Source organism: Aquimarina sp. (assembly GCF_977115655.1).
Window position 1 is genome coordinate 90929 of record NZ_CDSBKO010000012.1, and the last position, 19133, is coordinate 110061.

The window sequence follows — 19133 nt, forward strand, 5'->3', positions numbered from 1 at the left end:
TTTAGAGTTATACCACTTTAACTTTGAAACAGCACTAATAAATTATTTCTTTTTCATCTGTTCTTTGTTAAAAAATATAACCGTAACTACAGCTATGCTTGATACCAAATCAAGTCTGGCACAAGATTTTTGCCTTGAATACTTAAAAAACAAATTCAATTTCTATACGCACGATTTCAAAGTTAAAATGGTATTATTTATTTTGTTTTATTTAAAAATTGGCAGCATTAAGTACTACCCAAATCCCCAAAACAAATCTATGACCAAAATCGGCAAAAAAACAGAGTTAATAAACTGTTTATCAAAGAAAAAGAACCCTGCAAAAAACAAGGTTTATACTATTAAAAATAAGTTAAAGCACTAAATATTTGTACGGTAAAACTGTTGTTTATTAAAAAAATACTATGATATAATCATAGTTTAAAGTGTGCTAAAAAAAAGCATTTTGCACAAATTTAGCAATGTATCAATTTAGATAAATACTCCAAAATAGTTCTTGTAGCCCCTGTATTGCTATTGATAAAATGCCCTGAAATCATACCTGTTTTTTCTCTGAATTTTTTATCCTCAATTAGTTTATTGGTAATGCTAGTAAATTCATCTGCATCAGAAACAGAAAACAGTCCTGCTAGTTTTTGAAGTTGTATAGCCTCTCTAAACTTTTTAAAATTTTTACCTATAATAATCGGGATCCCAAAAGTTGCCGGCTCCAAAATATTATGCAATCCTCCTGTGCCCATTGCCCCTCCTACATAAGCTATATCTGCATAACTATAAACTCTGGATAAATACCCTATAGAGTTCAAGATAAATACTTGTTTGTCTTTTAGCACTACCTCACCTTTTTCTGAATATAAAACTGTTTCCTTTTTGATTTTTTGCTGTAATGAAGAAATGTTATTTTCTTTTATTTCGTGAGGTGCAATAATAAAACAAAGAGTATCCGGAGCGTCATTCACAAAATCTACAAAAACCTCTTCATCTTGTTGCCAGGAACTACCTATTACTACACAAAGCCTGTTATCTACAAACTCTGAGATAAAATCTACATGGTTATCCATTTCAATCTGGCGGGAAACTCTATCAAAACGAGTATCCCCGCTTACCGTTATATTAGCAAAACCATGTTCTTTCATTAAAGTTTCAGATACTACATCCTGAACAAAAAAGTGATCTACCTTTTTTAATACATTTCGCATAAAACCCCCATACCATTTAAAAAATGCCTGATCTTTTCTAAATGCTGCCGAAATAAATACCGCAGGTATGTTTTGAGACTGTAATGTTTTTAAGTAATTAGGCCAAAACTCGTACTTTACAAACACCGCCAAATCTGGCTTTACAAGCTGTATAAATCGTTTGGCATTTGATTTTGTATCCAAAGGAAGATACACAATCAAATCTGCCAAAGTGCTTTTTTTCTTTGCTTCGTACCCCGAGGGAGAGAAAAAAGTCACTAATAATTTATGATCCGGATATTTTTTCTTCAAAACTTCCATAACCGGTACACCTTGCTCATATTCTCCTAAAGATGCACAATGAAACCATAAAACCTGCTCTTGAGCAGGAAAATATTTTTCAAGAGTCTCAAAAACTGTTTTCCTTCCATTGGCAAATAAGTTTAGCTTAGCACCAAACCAACCAATAACCGGAAGCAACTTATTAAATATGCTTATCAGGATGTTATATAAAATGCTCAAAAATCATAATTTTTATGAATTGCTAAAATACAGCTCTTTTTACATAAAATTGCATTGGCAGTCATTTCAATATTTTGTATTTTCGTCGAGTTACAACAAACACATTCATGAAAAAAATACAAATGGTTGATCTTAAAGGTCAATACGAGCAAATCAAGGAACGTATCGATTCGTCTATACTTGATGTTATAGAATCAACGGCTTTTATTAATGGACCAGAAGTTCATAGTTTTCAAAAAGAATTAGAAGAGTACCTGGCGGTAAAACACGTTATTCCTTGTGCCAATGGTACCGATGCATTACAAATTGCAATGATGGGATTAGGTTTACAACCTGGTGACGAGGTTATTACTGCAGATTTTACTTTTGCTGCAACTGTAGAAGTAATTGCCTTACTGCAATTAACTCCTGTATTAGTAGATGTAGAACCAGATTCTTTTAATATTGATCCTGAAGCCATAAAAAAAGCGATTACTCCCAGAACTAAAGCTATTGTACCTGTACATCTGTTTGGGCAATCTGCCAATATGGATGCTATTATGGAAATTGCCAAAGAGTATAATTTATATGTAATCGAAGATAATGCGCAAGGTATTGGTGGAAACTATCATTCAAAAAACGGAAATATCTCTAAATCCGGAACCATAGGTCATGTAGCTTCTACTTCGTTTTTTCCTTCTAAAAACCTAGGGTGTTATGGAGATGGCGGTGCTATTTTTACCAATGATGACGACTTGGCGCACAAGCTTCGCGGCATAGTTAATCATGGTATGTATATACGATATCATCATGATGTTATTGGTGTAAACTCTCGCTTGGATTCTATACAAGCTACTGTATTAAGAGCAAAACTTCCTAATTTAGACAGCTATAATAACGCACGAAGAGATGCTGCAAAAAAGTACACTAATGCTTTTACAGGTCAGGAGCATATTATAACTCCCCATATTACCGGATCAGAGGATACCCACGTATTTCATCAATACACATTAAGAATAACTAATGGCAAACGAGATGCTTTGGTACAACATCTTAATGATAATGATATCCCTTCCGGAATCTACTACCCGATTCCTTTACACAGTCAAAAAGCGTATAAGGATGATCGTTATAACGAAGCGGATTTTCCTGTAACTAATCAATTAATAAAAGAAGTTATTTCGTTACCAATGCATACAGAACTAGATAATGACCAGATTGATTTCATTACTAAAACTGTTATTGATTTTGTAAACAAATAAAGCTTTATTTTATCATTTATAAGCACCTAAGATAAGATCAAAAAAGAGAATATCTAAAAATTAATGTATCACTATTATAAGCCTGAAGAAGTTTTCTAACCAATAATACCATTTTAACTTTGAAATAGCACTAATAAATTATTTCTTTTTCATCTATTCTTCGTTAAAAAATATAACCGTAACTACAGCTATGCTTGATACCAGATCAAGTCTGGCACAAGCTTTTTGCCTTGAATACTTAAAAAATAAATTCAATTTCTATACACACTATTTCAAAGTTAAAATGGTATAAGATTACAAATTGGTATCCAAAATTTCTAAAGGGAACATTTATAATATTTATACTTTTTTAAACATCCTCTTTTTTGATTTTGTTTTAAATAACAAAAAACATTAATTCTTTTTAATATATAACCCCTCAATCCCCTTATCTATTTACATGGATTCATTTTGTATTTGCTATAATCTTGTTGATCATAATTTACCAGAAATTCCCGCCTTACCAGACGCTTATATTGTACCTATAACCGATAACTATTTAGGATACGTAGAAAAACAAGCAACCCCGCAAACTCTGCAAAGTTATGATATAGCGTTTTATGATACCCCACACGAGCAATTATTAAAAATTTGTTCTGATCTAAAAGTTAGTGCTCTGGAACAACGATTTGTAATTACAAAAAGAAGAAAAAGCTTACCCCTTGCAGAAATAGCAAAAGATCCTAAAGTTAAAAATGTTCTGTTAAACTATATAGATAAAAAATTATCTGCTTTTTATTCTTTGATTGTTACTCATAATTTTTCTATAAGTTTTAATGCACAAAGAAAAGATCCTTTCGAAAACCACAGACTTTCTATTAGCAATAATGCACTGCAACCAATACTAGAGTTTACAAAAACAGAAGATGGTATTGAATATGCTTTTTCTCTTAAAGACAAAGACACTATTTTAATTCCAAAAAATCATGACATACAAATACTACTTAATGATCCTTCATGGGTTATTATAGACAAATGCATATATCAAATTGAAAACCTTAATGCCAATAAACTAAAACCGTTTTTTGACAAAGAAAAAATCACTATTGCCAAAAAACACATTAAAATATATTTAGAAAAAGTAATTATTCCTATAATTAAAAATGTAGATGTTATTACCCATGGTTTTGATATTGTAACCCATCAAGACATAACATCGTATGGGATTGAAGTAATTCAGGATTTTATTCAAAACACCTATGTTGTAAAAGTTATTTTTGAATACGGCGAAGCTTTATTTGATTATAACAGTACAAAAACTACCGTTTCTAATGTAGATTTTAAAAAAGGGGATCAAATTGAAATTATACAAACCAAACGAGATGCTGAAGCCGAAAATAAAATTATCAGCCTGCTAACATCCAAAGGTTTACAAATAAATAATAGCCACTTATTAGAAATTAAAAAACCTGATGATCCTTTTGAAATTCTGGAATGGCTAAAACAACACAAAACCGAGTTAGAGAAAGAAGGATTTAAAATAAAACTACCTTTAATAGAGGATAAAACCGTTAGTATTTCTTCTCATACTATCCATTTAAACAGCAAACAAGAAAAAGATTGGTTTGATATTAAAGGTGTTGTTACTATTGGAGAACAAGAAATTCCTTTTGCGAAATTCGTAAAATACATAAGATTAAATGATCGTTTTTTTCCTATGGATAACGATACCGTATTTATTATTCCAAAAGAGTGGATGACCCGATATAAAAAAATGGTAGATTTTGCTCAGGTAACCGATAAAGGAGTACAGCTTCCTAAAAGCAATTATACGCTATTGAAAGATGTTATTCCTCCAGAAGAGATACCCATAAAAGAAGATACACTTCAAAATCCATACACCCAATCCTCTAAACTTAAAGCTACATTACGCCCCTATCAAGAAGAAGGAGTACAATGGTTAGTTAACCACCATCACCATAAACTTGGTGCATGTCTGGCAGACGATATGGGATTAGGAAAAACTTTGCAAACTATCGCAATGTTACTTTTTGCAAAAGAACAATTAACTCCTGCTAAAGAAGAAGTGAAAACAGTTAGATTAGACTTGTTTAACGACCCATTAGAGATAAAAACTTATCTTAAAGCTCTAATTGTCCTGCCATCTTCTTTGGTTTTTAACTGGGCACATGAAATATTAAAATTTGCACCACATCTTACTATTATAAAATATACCGGGGCTGATCGCAAAAAAATAGTACCATACCTAGAGACCTATGATATTGTTTTAACTACCTATACCACTATATCCAAAGATATTTCTACGTTAAAAAAAGTGAATTTTACGTATTTAATAACCGATGAAAGTCAACAGATCAAGAACAAGGAGTCTAAAATATTTCAGGCAATAAATACAATTAATACTGCTCATAAAATTTCTTTAAGTGGTACTCCTATAGAAAATTCTTTATCCGACCTTTGGTCACAAATGGAGTTTATTAACCCGGGAATGCTTGGCAGCTATTCCTTTTTTAAGGATCATTTTAAAACCCCAATAGAAAAACATCAGGATGCAGAGCGTATTCAAGAATTAAAAACTCTTATCGACCCTTTTATATTAAGAAGAACCAAAGAACAGGTTGCCAAAGATCTTCCTAAATTATCCGAACAGATTATATATACAGAAATGCTTTCTGCGCAAGAAAAAGAGTATGAATCTCAAAAGTCTGCGGCCAGAAATTTACTATTAGGCATTGACACCGTTTATAATAATAAAATTAATATCATCAATACTTTAACCAAGCTTCGGCAAATTGTTAATCATCCAAAACTTACAGATCCTGAATCGGAGAATCTTTCAGGAAAATTTCAGGATGTCACAAATTACTTAAGCACTTTGGTAAAAGCCAACAAAAAAGTATTGGTTTTTAGTTCTTTTGTTTCTCACCTTAATTTATATCAAGAATGGTGCAGACAGAATAATATAACCTATGTTACCTTAACAGGACAAACTAAAGGAACAGATCGGGAAGCGGTAGTATATGAGTTTCAAAAAAACGATGCGGTATCCTTATTCTTTATTTCTTTAAAAGCAGGTGGTATAGGATTAAACCTTACCAAGGCATCTTATGTAGTATTATTAGATCCATGGTGGAACCCTTTTATAGAAAAGCAAGCTATTGCCAGATCCCATCGTATTGGTCAAACTGATAACGTAATGGTAACCCGATTTATCACCAAAAACACCATCGAAGAAAAAATAATACAACTTCAGGAAAAGAAAAAAGGCTTATCTGATGAGATTATCGATGTTAATGCCATACCGCAATATATAGAGCAAAACCTTGAAGAGTTATTAAAATGAGTTATACCAAATGGGTTCTAAAAATATGCTAAAAAATGCGAAATTGCTTTTCTCTTTGAGGCAATAAAATTTTTGCACAGCACTTTTGTACTGAAGGGATTTGAAAGTCAAATACCCTTTTAAGATTTATGTTTGGTGTATGGATATTTCTAAAAGAAATCCTAATCTATTCCTAAATCACGACTATTTATTATAAATTGTTGCTTTTACAGACATACTTTTACATAAATCCTTATACCATGAAATACATATACACCTTATTATTTATACTGTTATACTCTACAATTATAGCACAAGACACTTATTTACAATGCGGAAAACTATTAGACACTAAAGCAGGAAAAGTATTATCTGAAAAAACTATTATTGTTTCCGGAAATAAAATTACCAAAATCGAAAACGGATATATTACTGGTAAAAAAGGAGATACTACGATTGATCTTAAAAACAAAACTGTATTGCCCGGTTTAATAGACATGCACGTGCATTTGGAAGGAGAAACAAACCCCAAAGCCTATCTGCAAAAATATACCGATAGCGAAGCTGATATTGCTTTTAACTCTGTTGCCTTTGCTTCAAAAACGTTACTATCCGGATTTACTACTGTACGGGATCTGGGAGGGAGTGGCGTTAATATTTCACTTAAAAAAGCTATTGAAAATGGAAGAATAGAAGGTCCCAGAGTATTGACCGCAGGAAAAATATTATCTACTACCGGTGGACATGGCGATCCTACAAATGGTAACAAAAGATCTTTAATTGGGGACCCGGGCCCAAAAGACGGTGTAGTAAATAGTGTAGAAGATGCTAAAAAAGCAGTACGACAACGCTATAAAAACGGAGCTGATCTTATTAAAATAACTGCTACGGGAGGTGTTTTGAGTGTAGCAAAAAGTAGCTCAAACCCCCAGTTTACTATAGAAGAAATAAAAGCAATCTGCGAAACCGCAAAAGATTATGGGTTTCATGTGGCAGCACATGCACATGGGGATGAAGGCATGCAACGTGCCATCTTAGGAGGTGTAAAAACCATAGAACATGGTACTTTAATGAGCGAAAAAACCATGGATATGATGAAACAATATGATACCTATCTGGTACCAACTATTACTGCTGGAAAAGAAGTTACCGAAAAAGCAGCTATTGATGGTTATTATCCTGCTATTATTGTTCCTAAAGCTCTGGAGATTGGTCCAAAAATTCAAAATACATTTAAAAAAGCATACGATCGTGGAGTGGGCATTGCTTTTGGCACCGATGCAGGAGTGTTTAAACACGGGCAAAACGGAAAAGAGTTTGGTTTTATGGTAGAAGCAGGTATGCCTGCAATGGCTACCTTACAAAGTGCAACGATCACCAACGCCAAAATCCTGAATATGCAAGATCAGATCGGGCAAATTACTCCTGGCTATTTAGCCGATATTGTAGCCGTAAATGACGATCCAACCCAAAAAATAAGTACTATGGAGAATGTAGTGTTTGTAATGAAAGATGGAAAGATATATAAGAACTAGCGGGTAATGAAAAAACTTATTGGTTCTATAATAATACCCGGAGCACTGATATTATTAACCAGTTTCTTTTTTATTAAGAAATCAGAAACTCAGGCTAAAAAATCCAGGTTTTTAAGCTATGAAGTAAATCCTTTGCTACAAGAGTTACATTTTTATTGGAAAAACAAGGACACTATTAATTACAAAAGCTTTCAAAAATTAAAATCAGGGCTTGAAAAAGAAAACAAGGAATTGATTTTTGCAATGAACGGGGGAATGTATAATAAAGATCTATCTCCTCAGGGACTTTATATTGAAAACGGAGAAACCAAAGCCAGGATTGACACATCCCAAAACGGATATGGCAATTTTTACCTTCAACCCAATGGGATATTCTATGTAACCAAAAAAAACAAACCTGTCATTTGTACCACAAAAATGTTTAGGCCTAATGAACATATCAAATATGCAACACAATCTGGTCCTATGCTATTGGTTGATGGAGAAATCCATCCTAAATTCAGAGAGGGATCCTCTAATGTCCATATCAGAAACGGAGTAGGAATCTTACCCAATGGGAATTTACTTTTTGCAATATCTATAGAGAAAACAAATTTTTATGATTTTGCTTCCTATTTTAAGCAAAACGGTTGCAAAAATGCATTGTATCTCGATGGATTTGTATCCAGAGTATATCTACCTTCTAAAAACCAGAATCAATTAGACGGAAACTTTGGTGTAATTATAGGAGAAACTAAAACAAAATAACAGATCTAAAAAAATATTGTACTTAATCCATTAGTACAAAGTATTAAAATAGTAAAGTTTACTAATAACAGATCGGGGTAGAAGTAGTTTTCTTAATCATAAAAAACTATCCAAAATAGATTCGTATATATACGATGAGGTATATTTTGTTTCTCAAAAAACAAATCGTTCTTCTTGATAATCTTTTAATATAGCTAAATTAATATGAAATGGCATAAAAGATTTATAAAGGAAATAATCGAAGTTTAAGGCAAAAAACGCAGTCATAGCAGAGCTATAACGAGTATTTTTAAGACGTAGAAATTCGATTATTTACTATAAAGATTAATGTTATTTTATGCTGATTTAGCTATATGAGTACGTAAAGTCAAATTCTTACACTCTATTCTATTGATGCAATATCGAAACACTTTATGAATTTCTTTAGGGATCAATCCGGATAAATATTTAATCGATCGGTATAAATTCTACCAAGACAAACATAACATATTATTAATCAAAGACCTGATAGTATCCTTTATTTTTCTACCTACAACAATAATCAACAACACTTTTGATCTCTCTTTTTATAGCATAGGTAATCCAGGTTACATTATTCTTGCTGCCAGTAAAACTCTACAGCTCATCGACCTTAAATTTGCAGCCTAACCCCCTACTATAAGACAGAATTTTAATTTAATACCGTTTACACTTTGAATTTACCGCAATAAAATACTCTTTTTTATTTCTACTTCAGAATAAAAATGAACCGTAGCAAATGCTATGCTTAATTTTTCTCCTTCGTATAAACAAAAGAATAGTCCATTTTCTTCTACAGTAAATTCAAAGTACAACTGGCATAACCACTAATTGTTAGTATTCTGGATAATACTGTATTTTTTGAAACACCTATAATTCTAGCAATACTCAAAAAAAACCCGAGCATAAAGCTCGGGTTAAATATAGCTAAGAAATTGGGGGTTACTTCTTAACTAATCTGGTTCTCATTAATTTTTGACCATCATATACTTCCAATACATAAGTACCTGGTATAATATCATAAACAGAAATACTATCGCTGTTTAACAGTCCGTATTTAACAACTTGTCCAAAAATATTTATAATACTATACGTTAAATTCTTTGCCTTAGAGTTTGCTAATTTTACCTGTACATAATCTGATGCAGGGTTAGGGTACACCATTATTTCATTCCCTAAAGTTTGAGTGCGAGCATTACTAGAAGATGGAATATCGGTAATATTAACGGTATAATCTTCTACTTCTCCATGTGCAAAAGTTTCACAAGCTGTTTGATTCTCTCCATATTTTATAGAAACCCGCATTCTTGTTGAGCCTAGTACAGCACTTAATGGGATTTCAATATCGTTTTCAAAATCTATATAACCATTAACAGAAGTTAGACTAACTACTCGTTCATGTACCCCAAAGACTCCATCTTTGTTAAAATCAATCCAAACTCCCCAGCTGCTATAACTCGAATCAACGCCAGATGGTTTTTTATCACAACAAAAATTCACTCTAATTCTATTCGTGGTTCCTCTAATTACAGTAGCAACTTTTGATGTAAAATCTGCATAACCACCATTATCTCCAGAAGTGTTTGTCATTCCTCCAAAAGAAACATAGTCTATCTTTCTATAAGTAGAATTACTTCCTTTAGAAACACAATAAATATCTTGTGTTTTAAAGGTTTTCTTACCAGCTTTAGAAACATTTCCTGCTCTATCTTTGGCTTTTACAGAAACGGTATACTCGGTATTAGCTTTCAAGTTAGATACTTTATAAGAGGTCCCTGTTGTAGTACCTAAACTGGTTTCTCCGTTAAACACTTCATATTGCGCTATGCCTATATTATCTTTAGAGGTATCCCAAGAAATAGTAGCCTCTGTTTTTGTAATATTAGATACCACAAGATTAACAGGAGCTGTAGGAGCTTCTGTGTCTTTTGGTAAAATGTTAACGGTATAGTCTTCTACTTCGCCTTCTGCAAAAGTTTCACAAGCTGCTGGTGTTCCGTTTTTCTTAAGCACCACTCGCATTCTTGTTTTTCCTAGTTTTGCTGTAGCAGGTATGGTAAAAGTACCATTCACTTTAGCTTCTTTAGATGTCTTGGCCCAAGCTTTTTCTGTGTCCTCAAACTTTCCATCTTTGTTATAATCGATCCAAACCCCATATCCTGACTCTGTAGCAGTGCTTTTTGGAGTAATGCTAATAGTATTTACATCTCCTTTTGCCAGCTTTGTGGAAATCGATGTATAATCTGAATACCCTTTGGTATCGGTAGAGGCATTGTTTATAGTATTTAATACTACTTTGCTGATATACTGGTCTTTCCCATTGGTTGCTTTAGATTCACAAAGTGTTGTAAATGTGACTGCATTACTATCTTCAGAATAATTTCCTGCTGAATCAAGAGAATATACAATTAATGTATAAGTAGTATTAGGTTTTAACCCCGTAACAGTATTAAAAGTATTTGTTGTTAAGTTACCTACACGCTTATTTATTTTATTATTCCAAATACCATATCGAATTCTTCTGATATTATATTTAGAAGCATCCCAAGAAAATTTAGCACCTGTTTGTGTTATATTAGATACTTTAAAGTTAGTAGGAGCCGCAGGAATAATATTAATTGTATACTCTTCTACTTCGCCTTCTGCAAACGTTTCACAAGCTGTTGGTGTTCCGTTTTTCTTAAGCACCACTCGCATTCTTGTTTTTCCTAGTTTTGCTGTAGCAGGTATGGTAAAAGTACCATTCACTTTAGCTTCTTTAGATGTCTTGGCCCAAGCTTTTTCTGTGTCCTCAAACTTTCCATCTTTGTTATAATCGATCCAAACCCCATATCCTGACTCTGTAGCAGTGCTTTTTGGAGTAATGCTAATAGTATTTACATCTCCTTTTGCCAGCTTTGTGGAAATCGATGTATAATCTGAATACCCTTTGGTATCGGTAGAGGCATTGTTTATAGTATTTAATACTACTTTGCTGATATACTGGTCTTTCCCATTGGTTGCTTTAGACTCACAATAGGTGGTAAAGGTGACTGCTCTACTGCCTTTAGAAAGATTTTTTGCTTTATCATGAACAAATACCCTTACTGTATAGGTAGTATTTGGTTTTAAATTAATCAGCTTAAGGCTAGTCACACCTCTATAACTAGTTTCTAGTTTTTCTGATTTGCCATCTGCATAGACAACAACCCCACTTACACCTTCATTTTTTTCTAGAACATTATCATAAGTAAGGGTAACAGTTGTTGATGCTATATTAGATACTATAACATTGCTAGGGGCTTTAGGAATAATATTAATTGTATACTCTTCTACTTCGCCTTCTGCAAAAGTTCCACATGTTGTTGGTGTTCCGTTTTTCTTAAGCACCACACGCATTCTTGTTTCTCCTAGTTTTGCTGTAGCAGGTATGGTAAAAGTACCACTCACTTTAGCTTCTTTAGATGTCTTGGCCCAAGCTTTTTCTGTGTCCTCAAACTTTCCATCTTTGTTATAATCGATCCAAACCCCATATCCTGACTCTGTAGCAGTGCTTTTTGGAGTAATGCTAATAGTATTTACATCTCCTTTTGCCAGCTTTGTGGAAATCGATGTATAATCTGAATACCCTTTGGTATCGGTAGAGGCATTGTTTATAGTATTTAATACTACTTTGCTGATATACTGGTCTTTCCCATTGGTTGCTTTAGATTCACAAAGTGTTGTAAATGTGACTGCATTGCTTGGTTTAGACCTGTTTCCTGCTTTATCTGAAAAAAACAATTGCAATGTATAGGTAGTGTTTGGCTTTAAATTAGTAAACAACATTCCATCTGTATAAGGCGTAAAACCAATCTTATTATTTTCATTTGATGAACTTTTTATAATTTCATAAGAATATATATCAACATCTTCATCAACTTTATCATAACTAAGCAAAACTCTTGTTTGTGTTATGTTAGATACTATAACATTGCTAGGTGCTTTAGGAGGGGTAACATCACTACCTTCTGGTAAAATATTAATGGTATACTCTTCTACCTCGCCTTCTGCAAAAGTTTCACAAGCTGCTGGTGTTCCGTTTTTCTTAAGCACCACTCGCATTCTTGTTTTTCCTAGTTTTGCTGTAGCAGGTATGGTAAAAGTACCATTCACTTTAGCTTCTTTAGATGTCTTGGCCCAAGCTTTTTCTGTGTCCTCAAACTTTCCATCTTTGTTATAATCGATCCAAACCCCATATCCTGACTCTGTAGCAGTGCTTTTTGGAGTAATGGTAATGGTATTGGCAGCTCCTTTTGCCAGCTTCGTGGAAATCGATATATAATCTGAATACCCTTTGGTATCGGTAGAACTATTATCTATAGTATTTAATACCACTTTACTAATATACTGGTCTTTCCCGTTGGTTGCCTTAGACTCACAATAGGTGGTAAAGGTGACTACATTGCTTGGTTTAGACCTGTTTCCTGCTTTATCTTGACCATATAACTGTACGCTATAAGTAGTATTAGCTTTTAGGTTATCTAGTTTAAGACTCGTATATCCTTTATTACTAGCATCTAATATTTCTTCACTAGTTGTAAAAACATGAATATTATCTATATTTTTGTCTGTTTCTTTAATATTATCATAAGTAAGGGTAGCACTTGTTTGTGTTATGTTAGATACTATAACATTGCTAGGAGCTTTAGGAGGGGTAACATCACTACCTTTTTTAACGATGTTAATGATATAATCTTCTACTTCTCCCTCTGAAAAAGAGCTACAAGCATTGCCTATGTTTTTATTACTTATCGCAACACGCATTGTTGCAGAACCTTCTTTTATTGTTGAAGGTATGGTAAAAGTTCCACTAACCCGAGCATCCTTTGATTTATCCTTGGTAAACACTTTTTCTGTATCCTCAAACTTTCCGTTTCTATTATAATCAACCCAAACCGCATACCATGCATCTGAAGTAGTGCTCTTAGGAGTTATGGTTATCGTGTTCGCTGTTTCTTTAGCTAGATTTGTCCTGATTGTTTCAGATGTTGTATAATCTGAATATCCCTCTGTATCCGTAGAAGTATTGTCAATATTACCTAATACCACCTTACTAATATACTGGTCTTTCCCGTTGGTTGCTTTAGACTTACAAAGCGTTGTAAATGTTACTGCTTTACTTGGTTTAGACCTGTTTCCTGCTTTATCTATAAGAACTATGTTTACTGTATACGTAGTGTTTGGTTTTAAATTTGCTACGACAACAGAAGTCCCGTATGTATCTTTTTGTTTGTAGTCTACTATTGGTGATATTTCAACAAAAACTTTAGCTACCGCTCCTTCTGAATCAGGCTTTTCACCCCATATAAGCTTAACACTTGTCTGTGTTATATGAGATGTTTTAAGGTCACGAATAGCGGTATGTGGTGTAACATCTGTGCCTTCTTTAACAATGTTAACGGTATACTCTTCTACTTCTCCTTCTGCAAAAGCTCCACATGATGTCGGTGCTGCATTATTCTGTAAGGCTACCCTCATTGTTGTTTTACCTAATTTTGCTGTAGCAGGTATGGTAAAAGTTCCACTAACCCGGGCATCTTTTGATTTGTCCTTGGCAAAGACTTTTTCTCCTTCTTCAAATTCTCCATCCCTGTTATAATCGATCCAAACCGTATACCATGCATCTGAAGCAGTATTTTTGGGAGTAATAGCAATGGTGTTGGTTGCTCCTTTTGCTAGCTTCGTTGAAATAGAGGTATAGTCAGAATACCCACCTTCGCTGGTAGAATAGTGATCAATAGTTCCTAATTCTATTCTTTTGATATATTGATTGGTTGCATTGGTTGCTTTCGCAATACAATGTGTTTTAAATGTTACCGTTTTGCTTTTAAGAGAAGTATTTCCTGCAGCATCTTTTGCCAACACTGCCAACGTATACGAAGTTTTGGAGGCTAAACCGGTAAGGGTATACGAAGTTTCTCTTGTGCTATGGATAAGTTTACCGTCACGAAATATTTCATATTCGGCCACTCCATGATTATCTGTAGAAGCGTCCCAGGAAAGTACACCACTTGTTTGTGATACATTGGTAACTTTAAGGTTGTTAGGGATTGTGGGAGGTTCGGTTTCAGCAAATTTTGAAACAATAGTAACGGTATAATCTTCTACCTCACCTTCTTCAAAAGTTTCACAAGCAGCTGGTGTCCCGTTTTTCTTTAACACCACACGCATTATTGTAGCACCATTTTTAGCCGATGATGGTACTGTAAACGTTCCTGTAACTTGAGTTTCTTTGGATTTATTTTTAGTCCAGACTTTTTCGCCTGTATCGTCAAAATCCCCGTCCTGGTTATAATCAATCCAAACCCCATATCCTGCTTCTGCAGCAGTACTTTTAGGAGTAATGGTAATGGTGTTGGTTGCTCCTTTTGCCAAGTTAGTTGAAATCGATGTATGGTCTGAATATCCGTTCCCACCATCCGAAGACTTATTAATATTACCCAATACTACTTTACTGATATATTGTTCTTTTGAGCTGTTTGCCTTAGCAACACAATTGGTGGTAAATGTTACCGTATTGCTCGTAGCAGATACATTTCCTGCTTTATCTTTAGCTTTTACAGTTATTACATAACGAGTGCTTGGTTTTAAATCTGTTATTGTATAATAGGTATTTGTTGTAGTTTTTAGAACTGTTTCCCCATTAAATATTTCATATTCGGTTACCCCAATATTATCTAAAGAAGCTGACCAAGATACTCTTGCTTTAGTTTGTGCAACATTAGATACCGTAACATTGCTGGGAACCGTAGGGGGTTTTGTATCTGTGGTAATAATAGTAATGGTATGGTCTTCTACTTCCCCTTCTGCAAAAGTTTCACAAGCCGTTGGTGTTCCATTTTTCTTAAGCACCACACGCATTCTTGTTCTACCATCTTCTACTGTTGATGGTATGGTAAAATTCCCGATAGCTTTTGTTACTTTAGATGGCTCTAGGCTCCATACTTTTTCGCTATCATCAAACTTTCCATCTTTATTATAATCAATCCAAACCCCATATCCTACTTCAGAACGGTTATCACTAGGGGTAATCGTAATTTTATTAGATACTCCTTTTATGATATCGGTTACACTGTATGTAGTATGATCTAGATATCCTGCTCCTCCACTAGAAGCGGTATTAATACACCCTAACTCTACTTTTTTGATATACAGTTTTTCTTTGTTGGTTGCTTTTGCGGTACAATAATCACTAGCCAGGGTTTTGAATGTTACACTACTTGCTTTAGATTCATTTCCTGCTTTATCTTTAGCAACTATTCTATATGTATAAGAGGTGTTTGGTTGTAAATCATCATATTCTAGATCTGTGGTATAGTTATAACCTAAGAGTTTTCCGTTTCTAGATATATAATATCTATCCAATTCACGATTATCTACAGAGGCTTTATAAGAAAGTCTAACACTAGTTCTTGTTATGTTATAAGCTCTAAGATCTTCAGGAGCTGTAGGAGCTGTAGTATCTTTTGGGTCAATAATAACTGTATACTCTTCTACTTCCCCTTCTGCAAAGGTTTCGCAAGCTGTTGGTGTCCCGTTTTTCTTTAACACCACCCGCATTTTTGTAGTACCTGTTTTTGCTGATGATGGTACTGTAAAGGTTCCGCTTACTTGAACATCTTTTGATTTATCCTTGGTAAAGACTTTTTCTGTATCTTCAAAATTTCCATCTTGGTTATAATCAATCCAAACCCCATATCCCGCTTCTGCAGCAGTACTTTTTGGGGTGATGATAATAGTATTGGTAGCTCCTATTGCTAACTTTGTTGACATTGATGTATAGTCTGAATATCCTTTGGTATCGGTAGAGGCTTTGTTTATAGTATTTAATACTACTTCTCTGATATACTGGTCTTTCCCGTTGGTTGCTTTGGACTCACAAAAAGTGGTAAAGTTAACTGAAGCGCTATATGCAGAATTACCAGAAGCACATTTGCTTCGTACTTGTGCTTCGTACCTGGTTAAAGCTGATAGTCCTTCAATTTTAAGAGAAGCAAGATCTGCTGAAACTTCTTTTATAGTCCACGAAGAAGTTCCTGCCTTGCGGTACCTAACATCATAGGATGCTCCAGAAACCAAATTCCAATTTAGAGAAGCTGTAGAAGCATTAATGTTTGCTACAGCTACTTCTTTGGGTTCAGTTACATCACAAACTACAGATGCATCGGTAATACCGGTAACAATTAGTGAATAATTTTGGCTCCCCCCGGTTAATGTTCCTTTATGGGTAACTGTAATGGTATAGGTTCCTGAGGCCCCATCAACCCCTATTCTTTCAAAAGGATCTACATTATTATCTGTTTTAGCATTGGTGGTTGCCCCGGTTAATTTATAGGGTAAATAAGTGGTGCCATCTTTAGAAATCCTTAAATCTAAATCATTTACCAAAACAGGTATTCTAGAGTTTATGGCTTTAGTAACAACTCCAGGTCTATCTGTCCAGGAGATTGAAGCCAATAGCGGATTTGTTCCATCAGCAGTAACTGTAATTTTATAGGTTTGCCCTTGTTTTAATGTCAGTTCTTCAATTCTTGTTTCTTTTCCTTTTTGAGTAATGGTTTGTGCAGCTCTTTTGGCATTTAGTACTCCCCAGCCAAAAATAGCATCAGGCCCTGTAACCCCGGCATCATCTGCGGTATGTAAAGCCAGCCCTTTTAAAGTAGCGGCTTTCATATATTTTTTATGAACATTTTTATGATGTTGCTGTAATAATAATAACGACCCAGTTACATTTGGTGTAGCCATTGAAGTTCCTGTTAGCTCTTTATATGCCTTATCATTACTTGTAATAGTTGAATAAACATTAGTACCTACCGCAGTAATATCTGGTTTAATTCTAAAATCATCTGTAGGGCCTTGATTGCTTGAAGGATTTATTAAAGCAGAGACAAAATTACCATTGTCATCTACATGTACATCTTGGGCATTGGCAACTACTAAATTATTTTTAGGAGTTGTATTAGTTATTAATTTATCAAATCCAAAGCCAGTATTGGGATTCTTATTTGCGCTATTATCCAGACCGTCATTACCAGCGGCAACAACCATTAAGTATTTTGAGGCTTTAAACATAATATCATCCCATCGTCCGGATTCATCAACATATCCCCCAAAGTAATATTGAGGTATTTGCAGTGCTCCTGTTTTATCATTTCTAAAACTAGCTCCATATGAGTGGTTAGAGACAAGCATTTTATTCATAATCTGCTCTGTTACTTCTGCTTCATCATTATTCCAATCCGCAACTTTTGCTTTGATATGGGGAGCTACGCCTTTTGCTTTTTCTTTCACCCCAGAGGCTGCAATAATTCCTGTAACATGCTGTGCGTGATCGTTCAATTCACTAGCTTTATCCATCATAGACACGCGATTAGTGCCTCCTGATCCGTCAAACTCCTGATGCGTAACACGCACTTTACCACCATCCCAAACATAAGCTGTCATTTCTTGCCCCATAAGGTTCAATCCTAAAGAGCCACCTGTATGTAAGTGATTTGTTCTTGTTGATTTGGTTGTTTTAATGCCATTAGTAGAATTATAGATAGGTTTTCCGTCTACTACTTTTTGAAGCTCCATAAAAGTACTGTCGGCTTTTCTTATCTTAATTTCCCAGCCGTGTATTTTTGCTAACCTTAAGGCTTCCTCTTTTTCTTTTAAGGCTATTGCTTCGAGTTCTTTTTTTAAAGCTTTAAGCTCTTCCAGTTCTTCTTGGGTATAGAACTCTTCGGTTTCTTGTGTTGTTTCTGTTTTTTTAGTTTTTTGTTTTGTTTGTGCATAAGATTCTGCTTGCAATCCTAGTATAAATAATATACTAGTCAATAGAATCTTTTTCAATAGCTTTTTTTTCATTTTAGTGAGTTTATATGGTTAATTTTTCTCATTTAGTAAATATTGTTACTATTAATTTTAAACAGTTGAAAAACGTTTGACCCTATTTTTTAACGATTTATTAATAATCTATTAACTAAATAAGTTCACAATAAAAAACCGGAAAAATCGCACTCATTTTATCCGATTTCAACTATATATCAGGGAATAGAAAAAGTAAACGTGGCTTTAGTTAAGCTTACTTTTATGTTAAAATATCAAGTAACAAAACATGTTTTTTTTTGGTTATCCAGTATATTGATATTATTATACCCCTAGCATTGGTTTGGGCAAGGCAGCGGGTCCGGTTCGCAACAGCTTTATACTCTCTATGGCACAGGGGGTTCTTGCTTTTTCACAGCAGGGCAGCAAGGGCACAGCACACGTTATCCGTTCGGCCCGCCAGTTGGGGCTTCCGCTTCGGGTGGTGGCTTGTTAGCACAAGGGACTGGCAGCCCCTTTTTTGTTTTTTGCACCAATAAAGTGCAAACTTACAGTTGTCTTAGTGAAAATTATAACTAACTGATTATAAACATACAGCAGCATGCAGGAAGGTTTTGTTGCCCATGCAAAACGTTCCTGCACAGTACAGGAAGGTTTTGTTGCCCTGTTGGGGCTCCTGCAAGGATGCAGGAAGGTTTTGTTGCCCATGCAAAACGTTCCTGCACAGTACAGGAAGGTT

At 34.3% G+C, this 19133-nt stretch carries 6 protein-coding genes and 1 pseudogene; 4 read left to right on the top strand and 3 right to left on the bottom strand.

Annotated elements, in window-relative coordinates:
• Positions 1-455 precede the first annotated feature (455 nt).
• On the bottom strand, positions 456-1700 hold the full coding sequence (locus ACZIYX_RS07360) for a 3-deoxy-D-manno-octulosonic acid transferase (RefSeq protein ID WP_462681566.1): 1245 nt from the start codon (positions 1698-1700) through the stop codon (positions 456-458).
• A 107-nt stretch (positions 1701-1807) separates the two neighbouring features.
• Here ACZIYX_RS07360 and ACZIYX_RS07365 point away from each other — a divergent pair, with 107 nt between their 5' ends.
• From ACZIYX_RS07365 to ACZIYX_RS07380, 4 genes are all read left to right on the top strand, one after another.
• Entirely contained in the window at positions 1808-2941 is a 1134-nt protein-coding gene (locus ACZIYX_RS07365) for a DegT/DnrJ/EryC1/StrS family aminotransferase (protein ID WP_462681567.1), read from the top strand.
• Between the two features lie 439 nt (positions 2942-3380).
• Positions 3381-6284, top strand: a complete 2904-nt coding sequence (locus ACZIYX_RS07370; protein WP_462681568.1) for a DEAD/DEAH box helicase — start codon at positions 3381-3383, stop codon at positions 6282-6284.
• 239 nt (positions 6285-6523) lie between these two features.
• Positions 6524-7798 (top strand): metal-dependent hydrolase family protein, encoded by a 1275-nt coding sequence (locus ACZIYX_RS07375; RefSeq protein WP_462681569.1) that lies wholly within the window; start codon positions 6524-6526, stop codon positions 7796-7798.
• Between the two features lie 6 nt (positions 7799-7804).
• On the top strand, positions 7805-8545 hold the full coding sequence (locus ACZIYX_RS07380) for a phosphodiester glycosidase family protein (RefSeq protein WP_462681570.1): 741 nt from the start codon (positions 7805-7807) through the stop codon (positions 8543-8545).
• A gap of 344 nt (positions 8546-8889) precedes the next feature.
• Here ACZIYX_RS07380 and ACZIYX_RS07385 read toward each other — a convergent pair.
• Positions 8890-9193, bottom strand: a pseudogene (locus ACZIYX_RS07385) (IS1 family transposase); the annotation flags it as partial.
• Between the two features lie 312 nt (positions 9194-9505).
• Positions 9506-18433 (bottom strand): GEVED domain-containing protein, encoded by an 8928-nt coding sequence (locus ACZIYX_RS07390; protein ID WP_462681571.1) that lies wholly within the window; start codon positions 18431-18433, stop codon positions 9506-9508.
• Positions 18434-19133 lie beyond the last annotated feature (700 nt).